At 75.5% G+C, this 15,577-nt stretch carries 15 protein-coding genes; 4 read left to right on the top strand and 11 right to left on the bottom strand.

Going from position 1 to position 15,577, the window contains the following annotated elements; genetic code table 11:
• Nucleotides 1-52: 52 nt before the first annotated feature.
• From DNL40_RS00425 to DNL40_RS00400, 6 genes are read right to left on the bottom strand one after another with little or no spacing between them, the layout of a single operon-like run.
• Nucleotides 53-970: a sulfurtransferase gene (locus DNL40_RS00425; RefSeq protein ID WP_111249269.1), complete on the bottom strand. Its 918-nt coding sequence runs from the start codon at nucleotides 968-970 to the stop codon at nucleotides 53-55.
• Complete coding sequence (rimI, locus tag DNL40_RS00420) at nucleotides 967-1,527, bottom strand: ribosomal protein S18-alanine N-acetyltransferase (protein ID WP_111249268.1); 561 nt, start codon at nucleotides 1,525-1,527, stop codon at nucleotides 967-969. The genes DNL40_RS00425 and rimI overlap by 4 nt, the downstream gene beginning before the upstream one ends.
• A gap of 13 nt (nucleotides 1,528-1,540) precedes the next feature.
• Entirely contained in the window at nucleotides 1,541-2,284 is a 744-nt protein-coding gene (gene tsaB / locus DNL40_RS00415) for a tRNA (adenosine(37)-N6)-threonylcarbamoyltransferase complex dimerization subunit type 1 TsaB (RefSeq protein ID WP_111249267.1), read from the bottom strand.
• A 9-nt stretch (nucleotides 2,285-2,293) separates the two neighbouring features.
• Nucleotides 2,294-2,872, bottom strand: coding sequence for a tRNA (adenosine(37)-N6)-threonylcarbamoyltransferase complex ATPase subunit type 1 TsaE (gene tsaE, locus DNL40_RS00410; RefSeq protein WP_425450748.1), 579 nt, complete (start codon nucleotides 2,870-2,872; stop codon nucleotides 2,294-2,296).
• A gap of 5 nt (nucleotides 2,873-2,877) precedes the next feature.
• Complete coding sequence (gene alr, locus DNL40_RS00405; RefSeq protein ID WP_111249266.1) at nucleotides 2,878-4,236, bottom strand: alanine racemase; 1,359 nt, start codon at nucleotides 4,234-4,236, stop codon at nucleotides 2,878-2,880.
• Nucleotides 4,237-4,240: 4 nt separating this feature from the next.
• Complete coding sequence (locus tag DNL40_RS00400) at nucleotides 4,241-5,284, bottom strand: pseudouridine synthase (RefSeq protein ID WP_218925983.1); 1,044 nt, start codon at nucleotides 5,282-5,284, stop codon at nucleotides 4,241-4,243.
• Nucleotides 5,285-5,312: 28 nt separating this feature from the next.
• Here DNL40_RS00400 and DNL40_RS00395 point away from each other — a divergent pair, with 28 nt between their 5' ends.
• On the top strand, nucleotides 5,313-5,798 hold the full coding sequence (locus DNL40_RS00395) for a glutathione peroxidase (RefSeq protein ID WP_111249265.1): 486 nt from the start codon (nucleotides 5,313-5,315) through the stop codon (nucleotides 5,796-5,798).
• Between the two features lie 49 nt (nucleotides 5,799-5,847).
• Here DNL40_RS00395 and DNL40_RS00390 read toward each other — a convergent pair whose 3' ends face one another.
• Nucleotides 5,848-7,518, bottom strand: coding sequence for a bifunctional ADP-dependent NAD(P)H-hydrate dehydratase/NAD(P)H-hydrate epimerase (locus DNL40_RS00390; RefSeq protein WP_111249264.1), 1,671 nt, complete (start codon nucleotides 7,516-7,518; stop codon nucleotides 5,848-5,850).
• A gap of 134 nt (nucleotides 7,519-7,652) precedes the next feature.
• Between DNL40_RS00390 and DNL40_RS00385 the strand changes: the two genes are divergently transcribed.
• Complete coding sequence (locus DNL40_RS00385; RefSeq protein ID WP_111249855.1) at nucleotides 7,653-8,699, top strand: LLM class F420-dependent oxidoreductase; 1,047 nt, start codon at nucleotides 7,653-7,655, stop codon at nucleotides 8,697-8,699.
• A 106-nt stretch (nucleotides 8,700-8,805) separates the two neighbouring features.
• Here DNL40_RS00385 and DNL40_RS00380 read toward each other — a convergent pair whose 3' ends face one another.
• Genes DNL40_RS00380 through glmS form a run of 3 tightly spaced genes read right to left on the bottom strand, consistent with a single transcriptional unit; the run spans nucleotide 8,806 to nucleotide 12,534 of the window.
• Nucleotides 8,806-10,203, bottom strand: a complete 1,398-nt coding sequence (locus DNL40_RS00380) for a D-alanyl-D-alanine carboxypeptidase family protein (protein WP_111249263.1) — start codon at nucleotides 10,201-10,203, stop codon at nucleotides 8,806-8,808.
• 53 nt (nucleotides 10,204-10,256) lie between these two features.
• Nucleotides 10,257-10,607 (bottom strand): holo-ACP synthase, encoded by a 351-nt coding sequence (locus DNL40_RS00375; protein WP_111249262.1) that lies wholly within the window; start codon nucleotides 10,605-10,607, stop codon nucleotides 10,257-10,259.
• A 31-nt stretch (nucleotides 10,608-10,638) separates the two neighbouring features.
• Nucleotides 10,639-12,534, bottom strand: coding sequence for a glutamine--fructose-6-phosphate transaminase (isomerizing) (glmS, locus tag DNL40_RS00370; protein WP_111249261.1), 1,896 nt, complete (start codon nucleotides 12,532-12,534; stop codon nucleotides 10,639-10,641).
• Nucleotides 12,535-12,651: 117 nt separating this feature from the next.
• Between glmS and DNL40_RS00365 the strand changes: the two genes are divergently transcribed.
• Together DNL40_RS00365 and coaA are read left to right on the top strand one after the other, a co-directional pair.
• Entirely contained in the window at nucleotides 12,652-13,548 is an 897-nt protein-coding gene (locus DNL40_RS00365) for a DUF72 domain-containing protein (protein WP_218925968.1), read from the top strand.
• Nucleotides 13,549-13,613: 65 nt separating this feature from the next.
• Nucleotides 13,614-14,642 (top strand): type I pantothenate kinase, encoded by a 1,029-nt coding sequence (gene coaA, locus DNL40_RS00360; protein WP_281268400.1) that lies wholly within the window; start codon nucleotides 13,614-13,616, stop codon nucleotides 14,640-14,642.
• 58 nt (nucleotides 14,643-14,700) lie between these two features.
• Here the strand turns inward: coaA and DNL40_RS00355 are convergent, their stop codons facing one another.
• On the bottom strand, nucleotides 14,701-15,381 hold the full coding sequence (locus tag DNL40_RS00355) for a DedA family protein (protein ID WP_111249260.1): 681 nt from the start codon (nucleotides 15,379-15,381) through the stop codon (nucleotides 14,701-14,703).
• Nucleotides 15,382-15,577 lie beyond the last annotated feature (196 nt).

Genomic DNA, 15,577 nt, shown 5'->3' with positions numbered 1-15,577 from the left:
TCCCCGTGCTGCGCGTACCCGTGCCACGCCGCCGGGCGCGCAGGAGGCGGTGCTACCTCGGCCCGGGACCTGTCGCCGCCGGCCGCTCCGGGTCGTTCGACCACTGCGACCACGAGCCCGGGTAGAGCGCCGCGGTGACCCCCAGGGCCGCGAGCGCGGCCACCTGGTGCGCCGCCGTCACGCCGGACCCGCAGTAGACGCCCACCGGGCCGCCGCCGTCGGACCCGATCCCCAGGCCGGAGAACCGCTCGCGCAGGGCGGCCGTGGAGCGGAAGGTGCCGTCGTCGTCGAGGTTGCCAGCGGTGGGTGCCGACAGCGCCCCGGGGACGTGGCCGGCGCGCGGGTCCACGGGCTCGGCCTCGCCGCGGTACCGCTCGGGGGCGCGGGCGTCGAGCAGCACGCCGTCGCCGTCGGCGAGGCGGGCCGCCTCGTCCGCGGTGAGCGTGGGCAGGTGGCCGGGGCTCAGGACGACGTCGCCCGGCGCCGGCACCACCTCGCCTGTCTCGAGATCCCGGCCCGTGCGCTCCCACGCGGCGAGGCCGCCGTCGAGGATCCGCACGTCCCGCAGGCCGAAGTACCGCAGCAGCCACCAGGCGCGGGCGGCCGACGTGCCGCCCACGGCGTCGTAGGCGACCACGCGGGAGCCGGCGCGCACGCCCCAGCGGCGGGCCGCCTGCTGGAGCTGGGCGGTGCTGGGCAGGGGGTGGCGCCCCTCGGCCGGCGAGGGCGGCGCGGCGAGCTCGGTGTCGAGGTCCACGTAGACGGCGCCGGGCAGGTGCCCGTCGCGGTAGCGCTCGTGCCCGTCGGTCATGCCGAGCGCCCAGCGGACGTCGAGCAGCACGGGGGCGCCCGCCACCGGGTCGGGCCCGGCGAGGCGCAGGTCGGCGGCGAGCTCGTCGGCGGTGACGAGCACAGCCGCCCGGGGGTCGTCGGCCCGGGCCCCCGCGGAGAGGTCTGCGACGTCGTTCACGGGGTCTCCTCGCCGGTCAGCAGCAGGCGCATGGTGTACGCGTCCTTGTCCTCCGGCTGGTAGTAGCGCTTGCGCACACCGAGACGCGCGAAGCCGAGGCTCTCGTACAGGGTGATCGCGGGCTCGTTGTCGACCCGCACCTCGAGGAACACCGCCTGCGCACGCAGCTCCCGCGACCGGGCCACGAGGGCCTCCATGAGGGCACGCCCCACCCCTCGGCGCTGCCAGGCCGGGTCGACGCCCACGGTCATCACCTGGGTGACGTCGCCGTCGAACCACAGGCCCGCGTAACCCACCACGGGGCGTCGCGCGGTGCCGATGCCGCAGTCGGGGAGCGCCGTCTCGGCGACGACGTACCAGCGCCCGAGGGCCGCCAGCTCGTCGGCGAGCATCCCGTACGTCCAGGCGCCGGCACCGAACAGCGCCCGCTCCAGCTCGAGCACCCGGTCGAAGTCGTCGTGGCGCAGGTCGCGCAGGCGCACGGCGCGCTCGTGACCGGGAGCGGGGGCGCCGCCCGCCGGACCGTCGGCGCGCGGGCCGCCCGCCACCGTCCCCATCAGACGTCCCGCATCAGGCGTCGCCGCCCACCACGGCACCGGTGGCCGGGACCACGCGGGGCTTGGCCACCGGCTCCTGGACGTCCGGGCGGCGCAGGTACAGCGGCTCGGTCGGCAGGTCGAGCCCGGCGTCGCGGCGCTGCAGCGCGACCCGTGCGAGCGCGGCCGCGTCCGGCTGCACCGGGGCGCCGTCGGTGACGGTCAGGACGTCCGGGTAGAGGGTCGCGCCCTCGCCGACGACGACGAGGCGCCCGGCGGCCGGCGGCGCGAGCGCGTCGCCCAGGTCGGCCGGGCGGGCGACGTCCGGCCCCGCGACGGGCTCCACGACGGGCACGCCGTCGATGCCGCCCTGGGAGACCACCCGGTACCGGGCCCAGTAGACCTCCTTGCGGCGGGCGTCGGTGGCCACGAGCACCTCGTCGTCCGGCGCCAGCGCCAGGTCCGTGACGGCCTGGACGGCGAGCGCGTCGAGGCTGGGCACCCCGAGCGCGGGGACGCCGACCGCCAGCGCGAGCGTGCGCGCGGTGACGAGGCCGACCCGCAGGCCGGTGAACGGGGCGGGCCCCGTGCCCCCGACGACGGCGGTGAGGTCACCGCGGTCGAGCCCGGCCTCGGCGAGCACCCCGGCGATCATGGGCGCGAGCTGCTCGGCGTGCCGCCGGCGCTCGTCCACGCTGCGTGCGGCGAGCAGGGTGCCGTCCTCGGCCACGAGAGCGACGGCGACGGCTGCGGAGGTGTCGATCGAGAGAACTGCCACGGGTCCAGCCTACGTTCGGGCGGCGACGACGATGGCCTGGAGGTCGACGCCGGCCCAGCGGGCCCCGAGACCGCGCAGGGTCGCGTGCCGCACGCCGGTCTCCGCGTCTTCGAGCCCGGCCGGGTCCTGGTCGGTGCCCTCCACGGGCACGCCGTCGCTCCCCTGCTCGTCGGTCAGGCCGCGGGGCCGCACCAGGTCGATCTCGAGCCGGTCCTCCGTCAGCGTCTCCGCGAGGCCGCGGCCCCACTCCACCACGGTGACCGAGTCCTCGAGGGAGGAGTCGAGGTCGAGCGCCTCGAGCTCGTCCAGCCCGCCGAGGCGGTAGGCGTCCACGTGCACCAGGCCGGGACCGGTGGTGCCGTCCTCGCGCGGCAGCGGCGGGTGCTCGCGGGCCACGATGAACGTGGGGGACGCGACCTGGCCGCGCACGCCGAGCGCGGCGCCGAGCCCCTGGGTGAACGTCGTCTTGCCCGCACCGAGGTCGCCGGTGAGGATCACCAGGTCGCCCGCGCGCAGCTCGCGCGCCAGCGCCGCACCCAGCGCCTTCGTCGTCGCGGCGTCGGGCAGCTCCACCCTCGCCGTGGTCACGTCGTTCACGACCACACGGTCCTCTCCGCCGGCAGGCCGGCCGTCGACTGGCTGCCACGACCCTCGTGAGCAGCGGTGTTGTGATCCCCCAGCACGTGCTGGCCCACGTGCACGCGTGGTACGCGAGCGCCCAGCCGGGTGACGATCTCATAGCTGATGGTGCCCGCAGCCTGGGCCCAGTCCTCGGCGCTCGGCACGACGGCGGCGTGCGCCAGCCCGTCCGAGGAACCGAACAGAGTGACGACGTCGCCGGCGCCCTCGGTGGCGTACGGACCGAGGTCCAGCACCACCTGGTCCATGCAGACGCGGCCCGCCACGCGCACCACCCGGCCGGTGTCCGCGTCGCCGTCCCCGGCGGCCCCCGTGGCCCCGATCCCGGCCGACGCCTGCCCGCCCACGTGCACGGGGCCGCCCGGGCCGGCGCTCCCGCCGGACGCGTGCCGCGGGATGCCGTCCCCGTAGCCGAGCGGCACCACGCCCAGCACCGTGTCCTGCGGCGTCGTGTACAGGTGCCCGTAGGAGACGCCGTGCCCGGCGGGCACGCGCTTGACGGTGGCGAGGCGCGCCTGGAGCGTCATCGCCGGCCGCAGCCCGTACGCGCTCGGCGGCCCCGCCTGGGGCACGGGCGACAGGCCGAAGACCGCCAGGCCCGGCCGCACCAGGTCGTAGTGGAGCCCGGGCGCGGTGAGCGTGGCGGCCGACGCCGCGGCGTGCCGCAGCTCGACCTCGACACCCGCGCCCTCGACGGTGCGCACGGCGTCGTCGAAGACCGCGCGCTGCTGGTCGAGCGTGGGGTGGCCGGGCTCGTCGGCGAACGCCAGGTGCGTCCACACGCCCACCACCTGCACGAGCCCCTCGCGCTGCAGCGCCGCGGCCCGCGCCGCGGCGTCGGGCACGTCCGCCGGGACGATGCCGTTGCGGCCCAGCCCCGTGTCCACCTTGAGGTGCACGCGGGCCGTGCGGCCCGTCGCGCGCGCGGCGGCGGCCACGCCGTCCAGCGCCCACGGCGCGGCGACCGAGACGTCGACGTCGGCGGCCAGCAGGGCCTCGAAGTCCACCCCGGGGGCGTGCAGCCAGGTCAGGACCCGCGCCTCCTGCGGGCCGACCCCCGCTGCGCGCAGGGCGAGCGCCTCCGACGCCTGGGCGACACCCAGCCAGGTAGCGCCGCCCGCGAGCGCCGCCCGCGCCGAGGGCACCAGCCCGTGCCCGTAGGCGTCGGCCTTGACCACCGCCATGAGGGCCGACGACGGCGCGTGGCCCCGCAGGGCACGCACGTTGTCGCGGATCGCCTCCAGGTCGACGACCGCGTGCGCCGGGTAGCCGGCCGGGAAGGCGGGAACCTCAGGGGTGGTCACGCCGGTCATCCTCTCACCGTGCCGGCGCGGCCGTCCCCGTACCCGCACCGGGCTGGGCGCCCGGGACGGCCTGCGCCGCTCGCGGTGCCGGCCGCTGGGCCGCTCCCACCGGGGACGCGGCCAGCGCGCGGCGCGAGACGAACCGGCGCTCGGCCCCCGAGAGGGGGTCGGTGAAGGTCAGGGAGCGGGCCAGGAGCTGCAGGGGTCGCGCCGGGTCCTCGTCGCCGTCGGGCCGCAGCACCGGCCAGAACGGGTCGTGGAGGATCGGCAGCCCCAGGGACGCCATGTGCAGGCGCAGCTGGTGCGTCTTGCCGGTGTGCGGCTCCAGCCGGTACAGGCCCACCCCGCGCGCCTCGTCCCGCGCCACCAGGTCCACGCGCGACTCCGCGTTGGGCTCCCCCGGCACCTCCTGCGCCGCAGCGACCCCGCGCTGCTTGACGATGCGGCTGCGCACCGTCGTCGGGAAGCCCCCGGGCGGCTCGCTCCCCGGGGCGGGCAGCGGCGCCACCGCCTCGTACACCTTGGTCACCTGCCGCCGCGCGAACAGCTCCTGGTAGGCGCCCCGCACGCGCGGGCGGACCGTGAGCACGAGCACGCCCGCCGTCGGGCGGTCCAGGCGGTGCGCCGGGGACAGCTCCGGCAGGTCCAGGGTGCGCCGCAGGTGCGTCAGCACCGTCTGCGTCACCCACCGGCCGCGCGGCATCGTCGCCACCAGGTGCGGCTTGTCCACCACCAGCAGGTCCTCGTCGCGGTGCAGCACCTCGATCTGCGTCAGCGCGGGCACCTGCGGCTCGTCGGCCGGCGCGTCCCGGTACAGGAAGAGGAACCCCCGCGGCTCGTACGGCGTGCGCGCGTCCACCGGCTCCCCGCGGCCCGTCACCACCTCGCCAGCGCCCACCTTCTCCAGCAGCCGGTCGGCGTCGTCCGGGAACCGCGCGAGCAGGTACTCCAGGGCCGTGGACCATCGCGCGACCGACGCCGGGTCGTGCGGCAGCACCAGGCGCGTGGGGTTCAGGCCGTCACGCACCGGCAGGGGGTGGAAGGGCACGTCCCCCATCGTCCCACCGGGGGTGCAGGATGGGGGCATGCCCGACCTCTACGAGATCCCCTTCCGGCGGATGGACGGCACGACGACGTCGCTGGCCGAGCACCGCGACGACGTCGTGCTCGTGGTCAACGTGGCCTCGCGCTGCGGCCTCGCCCCGCAGTACGCGACCCTGGAGACCCTGCAGGGCAAGTACCGCGACCGCGGGTTCACCGTGATCGGGTTCCCCTCCAACCAGTTCCTCCAGGAGCTGGGCTCGAACACCGCGATCGCCGAGTTCTGCTCGACCACCTACGGCGTCACGTTCCCCGTCGTGGACCGCATCCGCGTCAACGGTCGCCGCACCCACCCGCTGTTCGAGGCGCTCAAGAAGACGCCAGACGCCGAGGGGCACTCCGGGCGCATCCGCTGGAACTTCGAGAAGTTCCTGGTGCTGCCCGGGGGCGAGGTGCGCCGGTACTCGCCGCGCACCCTGCCCGACGACCCGGTGATCGTCGAGGAGATCGAGGCGCACCTGCCGCGCTGAGCGCGGTCGGGCACCGGCCTCGTCCGTGCCCGGGCGCCTCGGTGCCCGGTCAGCGCAGCGCCAGGAGCGCGGCGACCGTGCCGGGCAGCGCGCCGGCCACGTCGAGCGCGGCGACGGGTCCGCCCGGGTTCGCCCGCTCGGCGGCCCGCCCGTGGACCAGGGCCGCCGCGGCAGCGATCTCGGCCGCCCGCTCCGGGTGCGCGACCACCTCGGCGGAGCGGGCGGCGAGCATCGTGCCCAGCAGCCCCGCGAGCACGTCGCCCGCTCCGGCCGTGGCGAGCCAGCCCGGGGCGTCGGCCTGCGCGTACGCCGTGGGCCCAGGCCCGACGACGACGGTCGCGCCGCCCTTGAGCAGCACGGTCGCGCCGGTCAGCTCGTGCGCCCGGCGGGCCCAGCGCAGCGGGTGGGCCTCGACCGCGGCCCGGTCGACGTCGTCCCCCCGCGAGCGCAGCAGGGCGGCCAGCTCGCCCGCGTGCGGCGTGAGCACCACCCATCCCGGGCAGCGGTGGTCCAGCAGGGCCAGGGCACCGGCATCGACGACCGCCGGCACGGGAGCCCCCGCGCCCGGCAGCAGACCCGAGGCCGCGGCGAGCGCCGCCCGCGCCCGGTCACGCTGGCCGTCGTCGTCGCCCTCGGCGGGGAAGCCGGGGCCGAGCACCCACGCCTGCACCCGGCCCCCGGCCGTGACCACCTCGGGACGGGCGGCCACCACGGCCTGTCCCACGGCGTCCGGCCCCTGGTAGCGCACCATGCCCGCACCCGCCCGCACCGCGGCCGAGGACGCCAGCACGGCGGCACCCGGGTAGGTGGCCGTGCCGGCCACCACCCCCACCACGCCACGGGTGTACTTGTGGTCCGCGGGACCCGGCACGGGCCAGGCGCGGGCGACGTCGGTGTCCTCCAGGCGCACCACGGCAGGGCGGCGTGCGGAGGCCGCCGCCTGGGCACCGGTACCGGCCAGCTCGAGCCCGAGGTCGATCACCGCGCCCGCCCCGGTCAGGTGCGTGGCCGGGGGCAGGAGCAGGCCGGGCTTGGCCGCGCCGAACGTCACGGTGCGGTCCGCCGGGAGCACCGGCCCCGGCACCGTGCCGTCGTCCACCCCCACCCCGGAGGGCACGTCGACCGCCACCACCCACGGCCGCGCCGGATCACCGGGCTCGGGCAGCGCCTCCAGGAGCGCGGCGACGACGGCGGCACCCGTCCCCCGCAGCGGGCCCCGGGCACCGATGCCCACCAGGCCGTCCAGCACGACGTCGGCCCCCGCGCCGGCAGTGCCCCCGGCGCCCGCAGCGCTCGCACCGCCCGCACCGCCCGCACCGCCCGCGACCTCGGTGGCGACGGCCGACGGCGCCGCCCCTGCCCCGGCGTCGACCACCACCACGCGACCGCCCGCACCCCGCAGCGCCGCCAGGCCGCCGTCGTGCACCCGCTCGTCCGCGAGGTACGCCGTCACCGCCAGGCCGCGCCGCGCCAGGAACGCCCCCGCGTGCAAGGCGTCTCCCCCGTTGTTGCCCGCCCCCACCAGGAGCGCCACCCGCGCGCCGCGCACCGACCCCTCCACGAGCCCGCCGTCCGGCCCCGGCACCGCCCGGCGCCGGGCCAGGTCACGGCGCACCACCGCGGCCAGGGCGAAGGCCGCCCGCTCCATCAACGGCACCCCCGCCGCGAGCAGCGGCTCCTCGGCGGCACGGACGTCGGCAGCGGGCCAGGCCTCGATCATGCAGCCATCTTGGCCCCCGCCGGCGCCCGGTGCCGACCGGTCGCGCACCGGTCACGAGCACGGACCCGAGCACCGGCCCCGAGCGCCGGCGGGCCCGCCCTGCCTCCGCCGCCCCCGGCGAGTACGTTGACGGCATGCGATTCGGACTCTTCATCCCGCAGGGCTGGCGCTTCGACCTCACCGACGTCCAGCCCGAGAACCACTGGGAGACGATGCTGTCTCTCCTCCACTACGCCGACAACGCCGCGGCCGGCGAGGCGGTCCCGGGCGGGGAGTTCGCCTGGGAGTCCGTCTGGGTCTACGACCACTTCCACACCACGCCCGTGCACAGCACCGAGGCCACCCACGAGGCGTGGACCCTCATGGCCGCGTTCGCCGCCGCGTCCCAGCGCGTGCGCCTCGGCCAGATGTGCACCTGCATCGCCTACCGCGAGCCCACCTACCTCGCCAAGGTCGCCGCCACCGTCGACGCGATCTCCGGGGGCCGCACCGAGATGGGCATCGGCGCCGGCTGGTACGAGCACGAGTGGCGCGCCTACGGCTACGGGTTCCCCAGCGCCGGGGAGCGGATCAAGGCGCTCGACGAGGGCGTCCAGATCATGGCGAGCATGTGGCGCACCGGCTCCTCCGGCACCTTCCAGGGCGAGCACTACCAGGTCGACGGCGCCCTCTGCTACCCGCAGCCCCTGCAGAAGGTCACCGTGGACGGCGAGGAGAAGCCCTCCGTCCCACTGTGGATCGCGGGCGGCGGCGAGAAGAAGACGCTGCGCACCGCCGCGCGGTACGCCCAGTACACGAACTTCTCCGGCGACCCGGAGGGCTTCGCCCACAAGTCGTCCGTGCTCGAGGCGCACTGCAAGGACGTCGGCCGCGACTTCGGCGAGATCACGCGATCGGCCAACTACAACGTGGTCATCGGCGAGAACCAGGCCGAGGTCGACGACAAGCTCGCGTGGATCGAGGCGCACTACCGCAAGCACACTCCGGAGCACGCCGACGGCCAGATCGACTCCTGGCGCAACGGCCCGCTGGTCGGCACGCCCGAGCAGATCAGCGAGAAGCTCGCCGAGCTGCGCGGCCTGGGGCTGGAGTACGCCATCACGTACTTCGCCGACGCGGCCCGCGACAGGGACCAGATCGAGCTGTTCCAGCGCCAGGTCATCCCGAACCTGCAGGGCTGACCGACCGCGGACGGCCGGAGGCGGGCCACCTGGTCAGGTGGCCCGCCTCCGGCCGTTCGCGCGTGCGGGGCCTCAGGGCGTCGAGCCCGGTCCCCGGGTCGCTCGGTCAGCCGGTGTACTCGAAGTGCCACGGCTCCTCGCGGCCACCGCCCTGCCGGGCCCACCCGGGGTTCACCCACCCGTAGGCGGGGCCGTGGGTGCGCAGCCACTCGTACTTGGGCCGCCCGTAGTCGTACTCGCCGCGCTCGGGCACGTCGATCGCCGTGCCCCACCCGTGGTTGGACGTGCCTGGCACGGCCGCCCGACCCGGCCCGTACCGCTGGTACACCTCGACCTGCCGGTAGTAGGCGCGGTAGGTGCCCTCCAGCGGTACGGGGTGCCCGAACGTGGCCTGGAACGCGGCGCTCATCCGCCCGAACGCCGCCGCCGCGTCGCAGCGCAGGAGCCACCCGTCACCGACGTTGCACAGGGTGGACGGCACCACGTTGCCGTTGGAGGCCGGGGCGCGGTACTCGGTGAACTCCGTGCCGTACCAGGGGCCGTTGCCCTTGCCCTGGATCAGCACCTGGATCGCCTCGACCCGGTAGCCGGCCCCCGCCGTGCCCGACGGGTCGCCGTCGCGCGTCCAGCCCATCCAGCCGTAGTTCTGCACGTGCACCCGGTAGTACACGCTGAGCCGGGCTGCCATCTCGCCGGTCAGGCGCACCCGCACGGCCTCGACCCTGCGGCCCTGCCCCGTCGTCCCCGCCACGGCCCCGTCGCTGCGGTACGGCTGCCAGCCGACGTCCTGGACGTGCGTGGAGTACTCGATCCCGCCGGGGACCGGCTGGTCCTGCAGGCGCAGGCGCAGCGCCTCCACGCGCAGCCCCCTGCCGCTCGTCCCCGCCACGGCGCCGCCGCGCACCTCGCCCTGCCAGCCGACGTTCTGGACGTGCGCCGAGTAGGCGACGGCGGCGGAGTAGGCCGGGCGGGCGGTCGAGCCGGGGGCGGCGGCACCCTTGGGCACGATCCGCACCTGCATCGCCTCGATGCGCAGCGCGAGGCCCTCCGAGCCCGCCGTGGCGCCGTTCGCCGCCCAGCCCAGCCAGCCGGACTCCTGCACGTGCACCCGGTAGTAGAGGTCGTGGGTGCGCGCCAGCCCGCCCGTGAGCTGCATCCGCAGCGCCTCGATGCGCTTGCCCCGGCCGGTGGTGCCCGTGACCTGCCCGTCACCGGTGGCACGGGTCCAGCCGGAGTCCTGCACGTGCGTCGTGTAGACGATGCCGCCACCGCCGGAGACCGACGCCGCGAACGCCTCCAGCCGCAGCCCCTGACCGACGGTGCCGCCGGTGCCGCCGTCGCTGGTGACCGGGAGCCAGCCCCGGTTCTGCGAGTGCGCCTGGTACTGCACCGACGGCGTGGCAGCCAGTGCTGGCACCGCCCCGAGCTGCAACCATGCGAGGGCCAGCAGCGCTGCCCCGAGCGCTCTCAGCCGTCCGGTCGACGTGCGCCGCTTCGTGCCCATGCGAGACCCCACTCCCGAGATGTGCGCCACGGTGTGCCGGGGCCATCGTGCCCTCAGCCCTCGGCCACCACCATCGCAGACGCGATGCCCGCGTCGTGGGAGATCGACAGGTGCCACGCGGTGACACCGAGCAGCTCGGCCCGCTCGCGCACCGTGCCGCGCACCTCGACGCGCGGCGGTCCACCGGGCACCCGGTGGACCGTCGCGTCGTGCCAGCGCAGGTCGCCCGGGGCGCCGAGCGCCTTGGCGATCGCCTCCTTCGCCGCGAACCGCGCAGCGAGGGACGCGTCCGGCAGGTCCCGCTCCTCGGGGGTGAAAAGACGCTCGCGCAGGCGGGGCGTGCGTTCGAGGGTCGCCATGAACCGGGCGACGTCGACGACGTCGATCCCGACGCCCACGATCATGGACGCCCGCTCCCCGGCCGGCCGCCGCCCGTCACTCGACGGTGACGGACTTGGCCAGGTTGCGCGGCTGGTCGACGTCGAGCCCCTTGGCCGTGGCGAGCGCCATGGCGAAGATCTGCAGGGGCACGACGGCGAGCAGCGGCTGCAGCAGGCTCGGGGCCTTCGGGATCCAGAACACCTCGTCGGCGAACTGCCGCACCGCGTCGTCGCCGTCCTCCGCGATCACCAGGGTGCGCGCACCGCGGGCGCGGATCTCCTGGATGTTGGAGACGACCTTCGAGTGCAGCCCCTCGCGGCTGTTCGGCGACGGCACGACGACGAACACGGGCTGGCCGGCGTCGATCAGCGCGATCGGGCCGTGCTTGAGCTCGCCCGCCGCGAAGCCCTCGGCGTGGATGTAGGCCAGCTCCTTGAGCTTGAGAGCACCCTCCAGAGCCACCGGGTAGCCCACGTGGCGGCCCAGGAACAGCACCGACGTCGCGTCCTTCATCGAACGCGCCGTGGCACGGACGTACTCGCCCCGCTCGATGACCGTCTGCACCTTGTCCGGCAGCGCCCGCAGCTCGTCCAGGAGGCCGGAGATCTCGTCGGGGAACTTGTTGCCCCGCAGCTGGGCCAGGTACAGGCCCAGCAGGTACGCGGCGGTGATCTGCGAGAGGAACGCCTTGGTGGAGGCCACCGCGATCTCGGGGCCGGCGTGCGTGTACAGCACGGCGTCGGACTCGCGCGGGATCGTGGAGCCCTGGGTGTTGACGATGGACAGCACCTTGGCGCCCTGCTCGCGGGCGTGACGCACCGCCATGAGCGTGTCCATCGTCTCGCCCGACTGCGAGATCGCGACCACGAGGGTCTTCTCGTCGACGATCGGGTCGCGGTAGCGGAACTCGTGCGCGAGCTCCACCTCCACCGGGATCCGGCACCAGTGCTCGACGGCGTACTTGGCCACGTGCCCCGCGTACGCGGCGGTACCGCAGGCGATGACGATGATCTTGTCGACGGCGCGCAGCACGGACTCGTCGATGCGGATCTCGTCCAGCGTCAGACGACCCGACAGGTCGGTGCGGCCCAGCAGGGTGTCCGCCACGGCGTGCGGCTGGTCGTGGATCTCCTTGTCCATGAAGGAGTCGAAGCCGCCCTTCTCGGCGGCGGCGGCGTCCCAGTCCACCGTGAAGCGCTTGGCCTCGGCGGGGCGCCCCTCGAAGTCCGTCACGTCGACCGACGTCGGCGTGATGGTGACGATCTGGTTCTGTCCCAGCTCCAGCGCCTCCTTGGTGAAGGCGATGAACGCCGCGACGTCGGAGCCGAGGAAGTTCTCCCCCTCGCCCAGGCCGACGACGAGCGGCGAGTCGTGGCGGGCGCCGACGACCGTCTGCGGGTCGTCGGCGTGGACCGCGAGCAGCGTGAACGTGCCCTCGAGGCGGCGGGCCGTCACGGCCATCGCCTCGGACAGGTCCTTCGTCCTGGCGTAGGCCTGCGCCAGCAGCTGGGCGGCGACCTCGGTGTCCGTCTCGCTGCGGAACGTGACGCCGTCGGCGAGCAGCTCCGCCTTGAGCGTCGCGAAGTTCTCGATGATGCCGTTGTGGATGACCGCGAGGCGGTCACCGTCGGCCAGGTGGGGGTGGGCGTTGGCGTCGGTGGGGCCGCCGTGCGTCGCCCAGCGGGTGTGCCCGATCGCGGCGGTCGCCTCCGGCATGGGGTGCGCGTCGATCTCGCCCACCAGGTTGCTCAGCTTGCCGGACTTCTTCGCGAACGCGACCTTGTCCTGACCCGGCCCCACGAGCGCCACGCCCGCCGAGTCGTAGCCCCGGTACTCGAGCCTGCGCAGGCCCTCCAGCGTGACCTCCAGCGGGTGCCCCGAGGGCACCGGCGTGGTGGCCGAGGCCCCGTCGAGGAGACCCAGACCCGTGTATCCGACGATTCCGCACATGGCGAGGAGTCTACTGAGCACCAGGACCACCTCCGCGCGCCGTGCGCCGGGTGAACGGCCGCCTCCCCGCCCGGCCGCCGACGGGTGAGCGCCCCGCCCGCGTCCTAGGGTCGCCGCGTGCCGTCGGTTCGGATCGGTCTGTCCGGGTGGCGCTACGCGCACTGGCGCGGGCGCTTCTACCCGCCTGGCCTGGTGCAGCGCCGGGAGCTGGAGCACGTGGCCTCGCTGTTCCCCACCGTGGAGCTCAACGGCTCCTTCTACTCGCTCCAGCGCCCCGCCTCCTACCTCGCCTGGCGCGACGCCACCCCGCCGGGGTTCCTGTTCGCCGTCAAGGGCGGGCGGTTCGTGACCCACATGAAACGGCTGCGCGACGTGCGCACCCCGCTGGCCAACTACTTCGCGAGCGGCGTCCTGGCCCTGGGCGACAGGCTCGGCCCCGTGCTGTGGCAGCTGCCGGAGCGCGAGGCGCTCGACCTCGACGTGCTCGAACGGTTCCTCGGCCTGCTGCCCCGGACCACCGCGGGCGCCGCCCGCCTCGCCGCGGAGCACGACGGCCGCCTGAAGGCCGAGCCGTGGACCGACGTCGACGCCGACAGGCCGCTGCGGCACGCGCTCGAGGCGCGCCACCCGTCCTTCGACGACCCGGCCGCGCTGCGGCTCCTGCGCGAGCACGACGTCGCCCTGTCGGTGTCCGACGGCGCCGGCCGGTGGCCGCTCTTCGAGCACGTCACCGCCGGGCTGGTGTACGTGCGCCTGCACGGGCCCGTCGAACCGCTCTACGCCACCGGGTACGGCCCCGACCTGCTCGACGCGTGGGCCGCCAGGGTGCGCCGCTGGTACGACGCCGGGCACGACGTCGTCGTCTACCTGGACAACGACGGGGACGCGCACGCCCCGCGTGACGCGCTGGCGCTCCTGGAGCGCCTCGCCGACGTCGCGGTGGCCGCGCGCGCCGGGGCGCCGCCCGGCCCGGCGGCGCCCGCCCCGCGAGCACGGTCCGCGCCGGTCCGGTGAGCACCGAGCGACCGTCGCAGGGACCGGATGCCGGGACGCGGGACCCGTTGCGGCACAATCGGGACGTGGTCGCCCTCTCCGAGGACGCAGCCGGTGGCACGCCGGACCCTGCGTCGCCCCTCTCCCCCAGCGCGCCGGACGTCTCGCTCGCCGCGCGGGGCCCCGCGTCCCCGTACGTCGACCTGGACCGCGCCGCGTGGAGCCGCCTGTCGAGGTCGACGCCGCTGCCGCTGACGACCGAGGACGTGCAGCGGCTGCGCGGGCTCGGGGACCCCATCGACCTCGCGGAGGTGGACGCCGTCTACCGGCCGCTGTCCCGGCTGCTCAACCTGTACGTCACGGCGTCGGCGCGGCTGCACCAGGCGAGCTCGACGTTCCTCGGCGAGCCCGCGCCCCGCACCCCCTACGTGATCGGTGTGGCCGGGTCGGTCGCCGTCGGGAAGTCGACGACGGCGCGCATCCTGCGCGAGATGATGGCGCGCTGGCCCGAGACCCCCCGGGTCGAGCTGGTCACCACGGACGGGTTCCTGTACCCGAACGCAGAGCTGCAGCGCCGCGGGCTGATGGAGCGCAAGGGCTTCCCGGAGTCCTACGACCGGCGGGCGCTGATCCGGTTCGTCCAGCGGGTCAAGGCCGGGCAGGAGGAGGTGCGGGCGCCCGTCTACTCCCACGTCACGTACGACATCGTGCCGGGCGGGGAGGTCGTGGTCCGCAAGCCCGACGTCCTCATCGTCGAGGGGCTCAACGTGCTGCAGCCGGCCCGCCCCACGGCCACCGACGAGTCGAGCGTGGCGGTGAGCGACTTCTTCGACTTCTCGATCTACGTGGACGCCCGCACCCGCAACATCCGCCAGTGGTACGTGGAGCGGTTCCTACAGCTGCGCCGCACGGCGTTCGCCCGCCCCGAGAGCTACTTCCGCCGCTTCGCCGACCTGTCGGACGAGGAGGCCACGGCTCGCGCGCTGACCATCTGGGAGTCGATCAACGCCCCCAACCTCGAGCACAACATCCTGCCCACGCGGGGCCGCGCGACGCTCGTGCTGACCAAGGGTCCCGACCACGCCGTGCAGCGGGTGCGTCTCCGCAAGCTCTGAGCGCTCCCCGGGCCCGGGTCGGCGGGGGCGGACCGCGGGGGGGCAGGACGGTGGCGGCCTAGGCCGCCTCGTCCACGTCCACGGGCGCCGGGGCGACGGCGGCCGCCACCGGCTGCGGCGACCGCGTCCGCGCGTGCATGACGCCGCGGACGGCGAAGTCCAGGACGACGCCGAGCAGGACGCCGACGACGACGCCCGCCACCATCGCCAGCAGCGGCTGGTGGCCCAGCCACGCCCCCGCCGTCAGTCCCACCACGGCCGAGTACAGCGCCCAGACCACCGCGGCGATGGCCGAGAACAGCATGAAGCGCTTGCGCGGGTACTGGACGGCGCCAGCCGTCATGTTCACCGCCACCCGGCCCACGGGGACGTAGCGGGCGGCGATGATGAACGACGCGCCGCGCCGGGCCAGCGCCCGCCGCGACCACGCGACCGTCTCTCGGCCGCGGCGGGTGCGCAGCACGCGGATCCGCTCGACCCCGATGGACCGGCCGATCTGGTAGGCGATCTGGTCGCCCACCCAGGCGCCGGCCATCGCGGTCAGCAGGATGCCGGGCAGCCACGGCACACCCGCCGTCTTGCTCGCGACGGCGAGCGTGATCACCACCGACTCGCTCGGCAGGGGCGGGAAGAAGCCGTCGACGGTGGCCAGCGCCCACATCACCGGGTACACCCACGGCGAGCCGGACAGGGCGAGGATCCAGCCCTCCAGCTGGGCCAGGAACGTCGACAGGTCCACGGCAAGGTCTCTTCTCGTCGGTCGGGCACGCACCCGATGACTGCGGGTGCCGGCGGTCGGCCGTGCACCAGCCTAGGCACGCGCACGCACCATCGTGATCGGGGGAAGCCCGGAGCGCACCCCTGAGCCACGAACATTCACCCCGGCTTCACGCGCCGGTCGCCGCCCGCCACGCGTCGCGCGACCGCCACCCGTG

It is taken from the genome of Xylanimonas oleitrophica, assembly GCF_003244315.1.
In the GTDB taxonomy this organism is placed as follows: Bacteria; Actinomycetota; Actinomycetes; order Actinomycetales; family Cellulomonadaceae; genus Xylanimonas_A; species Xylanimonas_A oleitrophica.
This window is presented reverse-complemented; position numbering and strand designations above follow the sequence as displayed.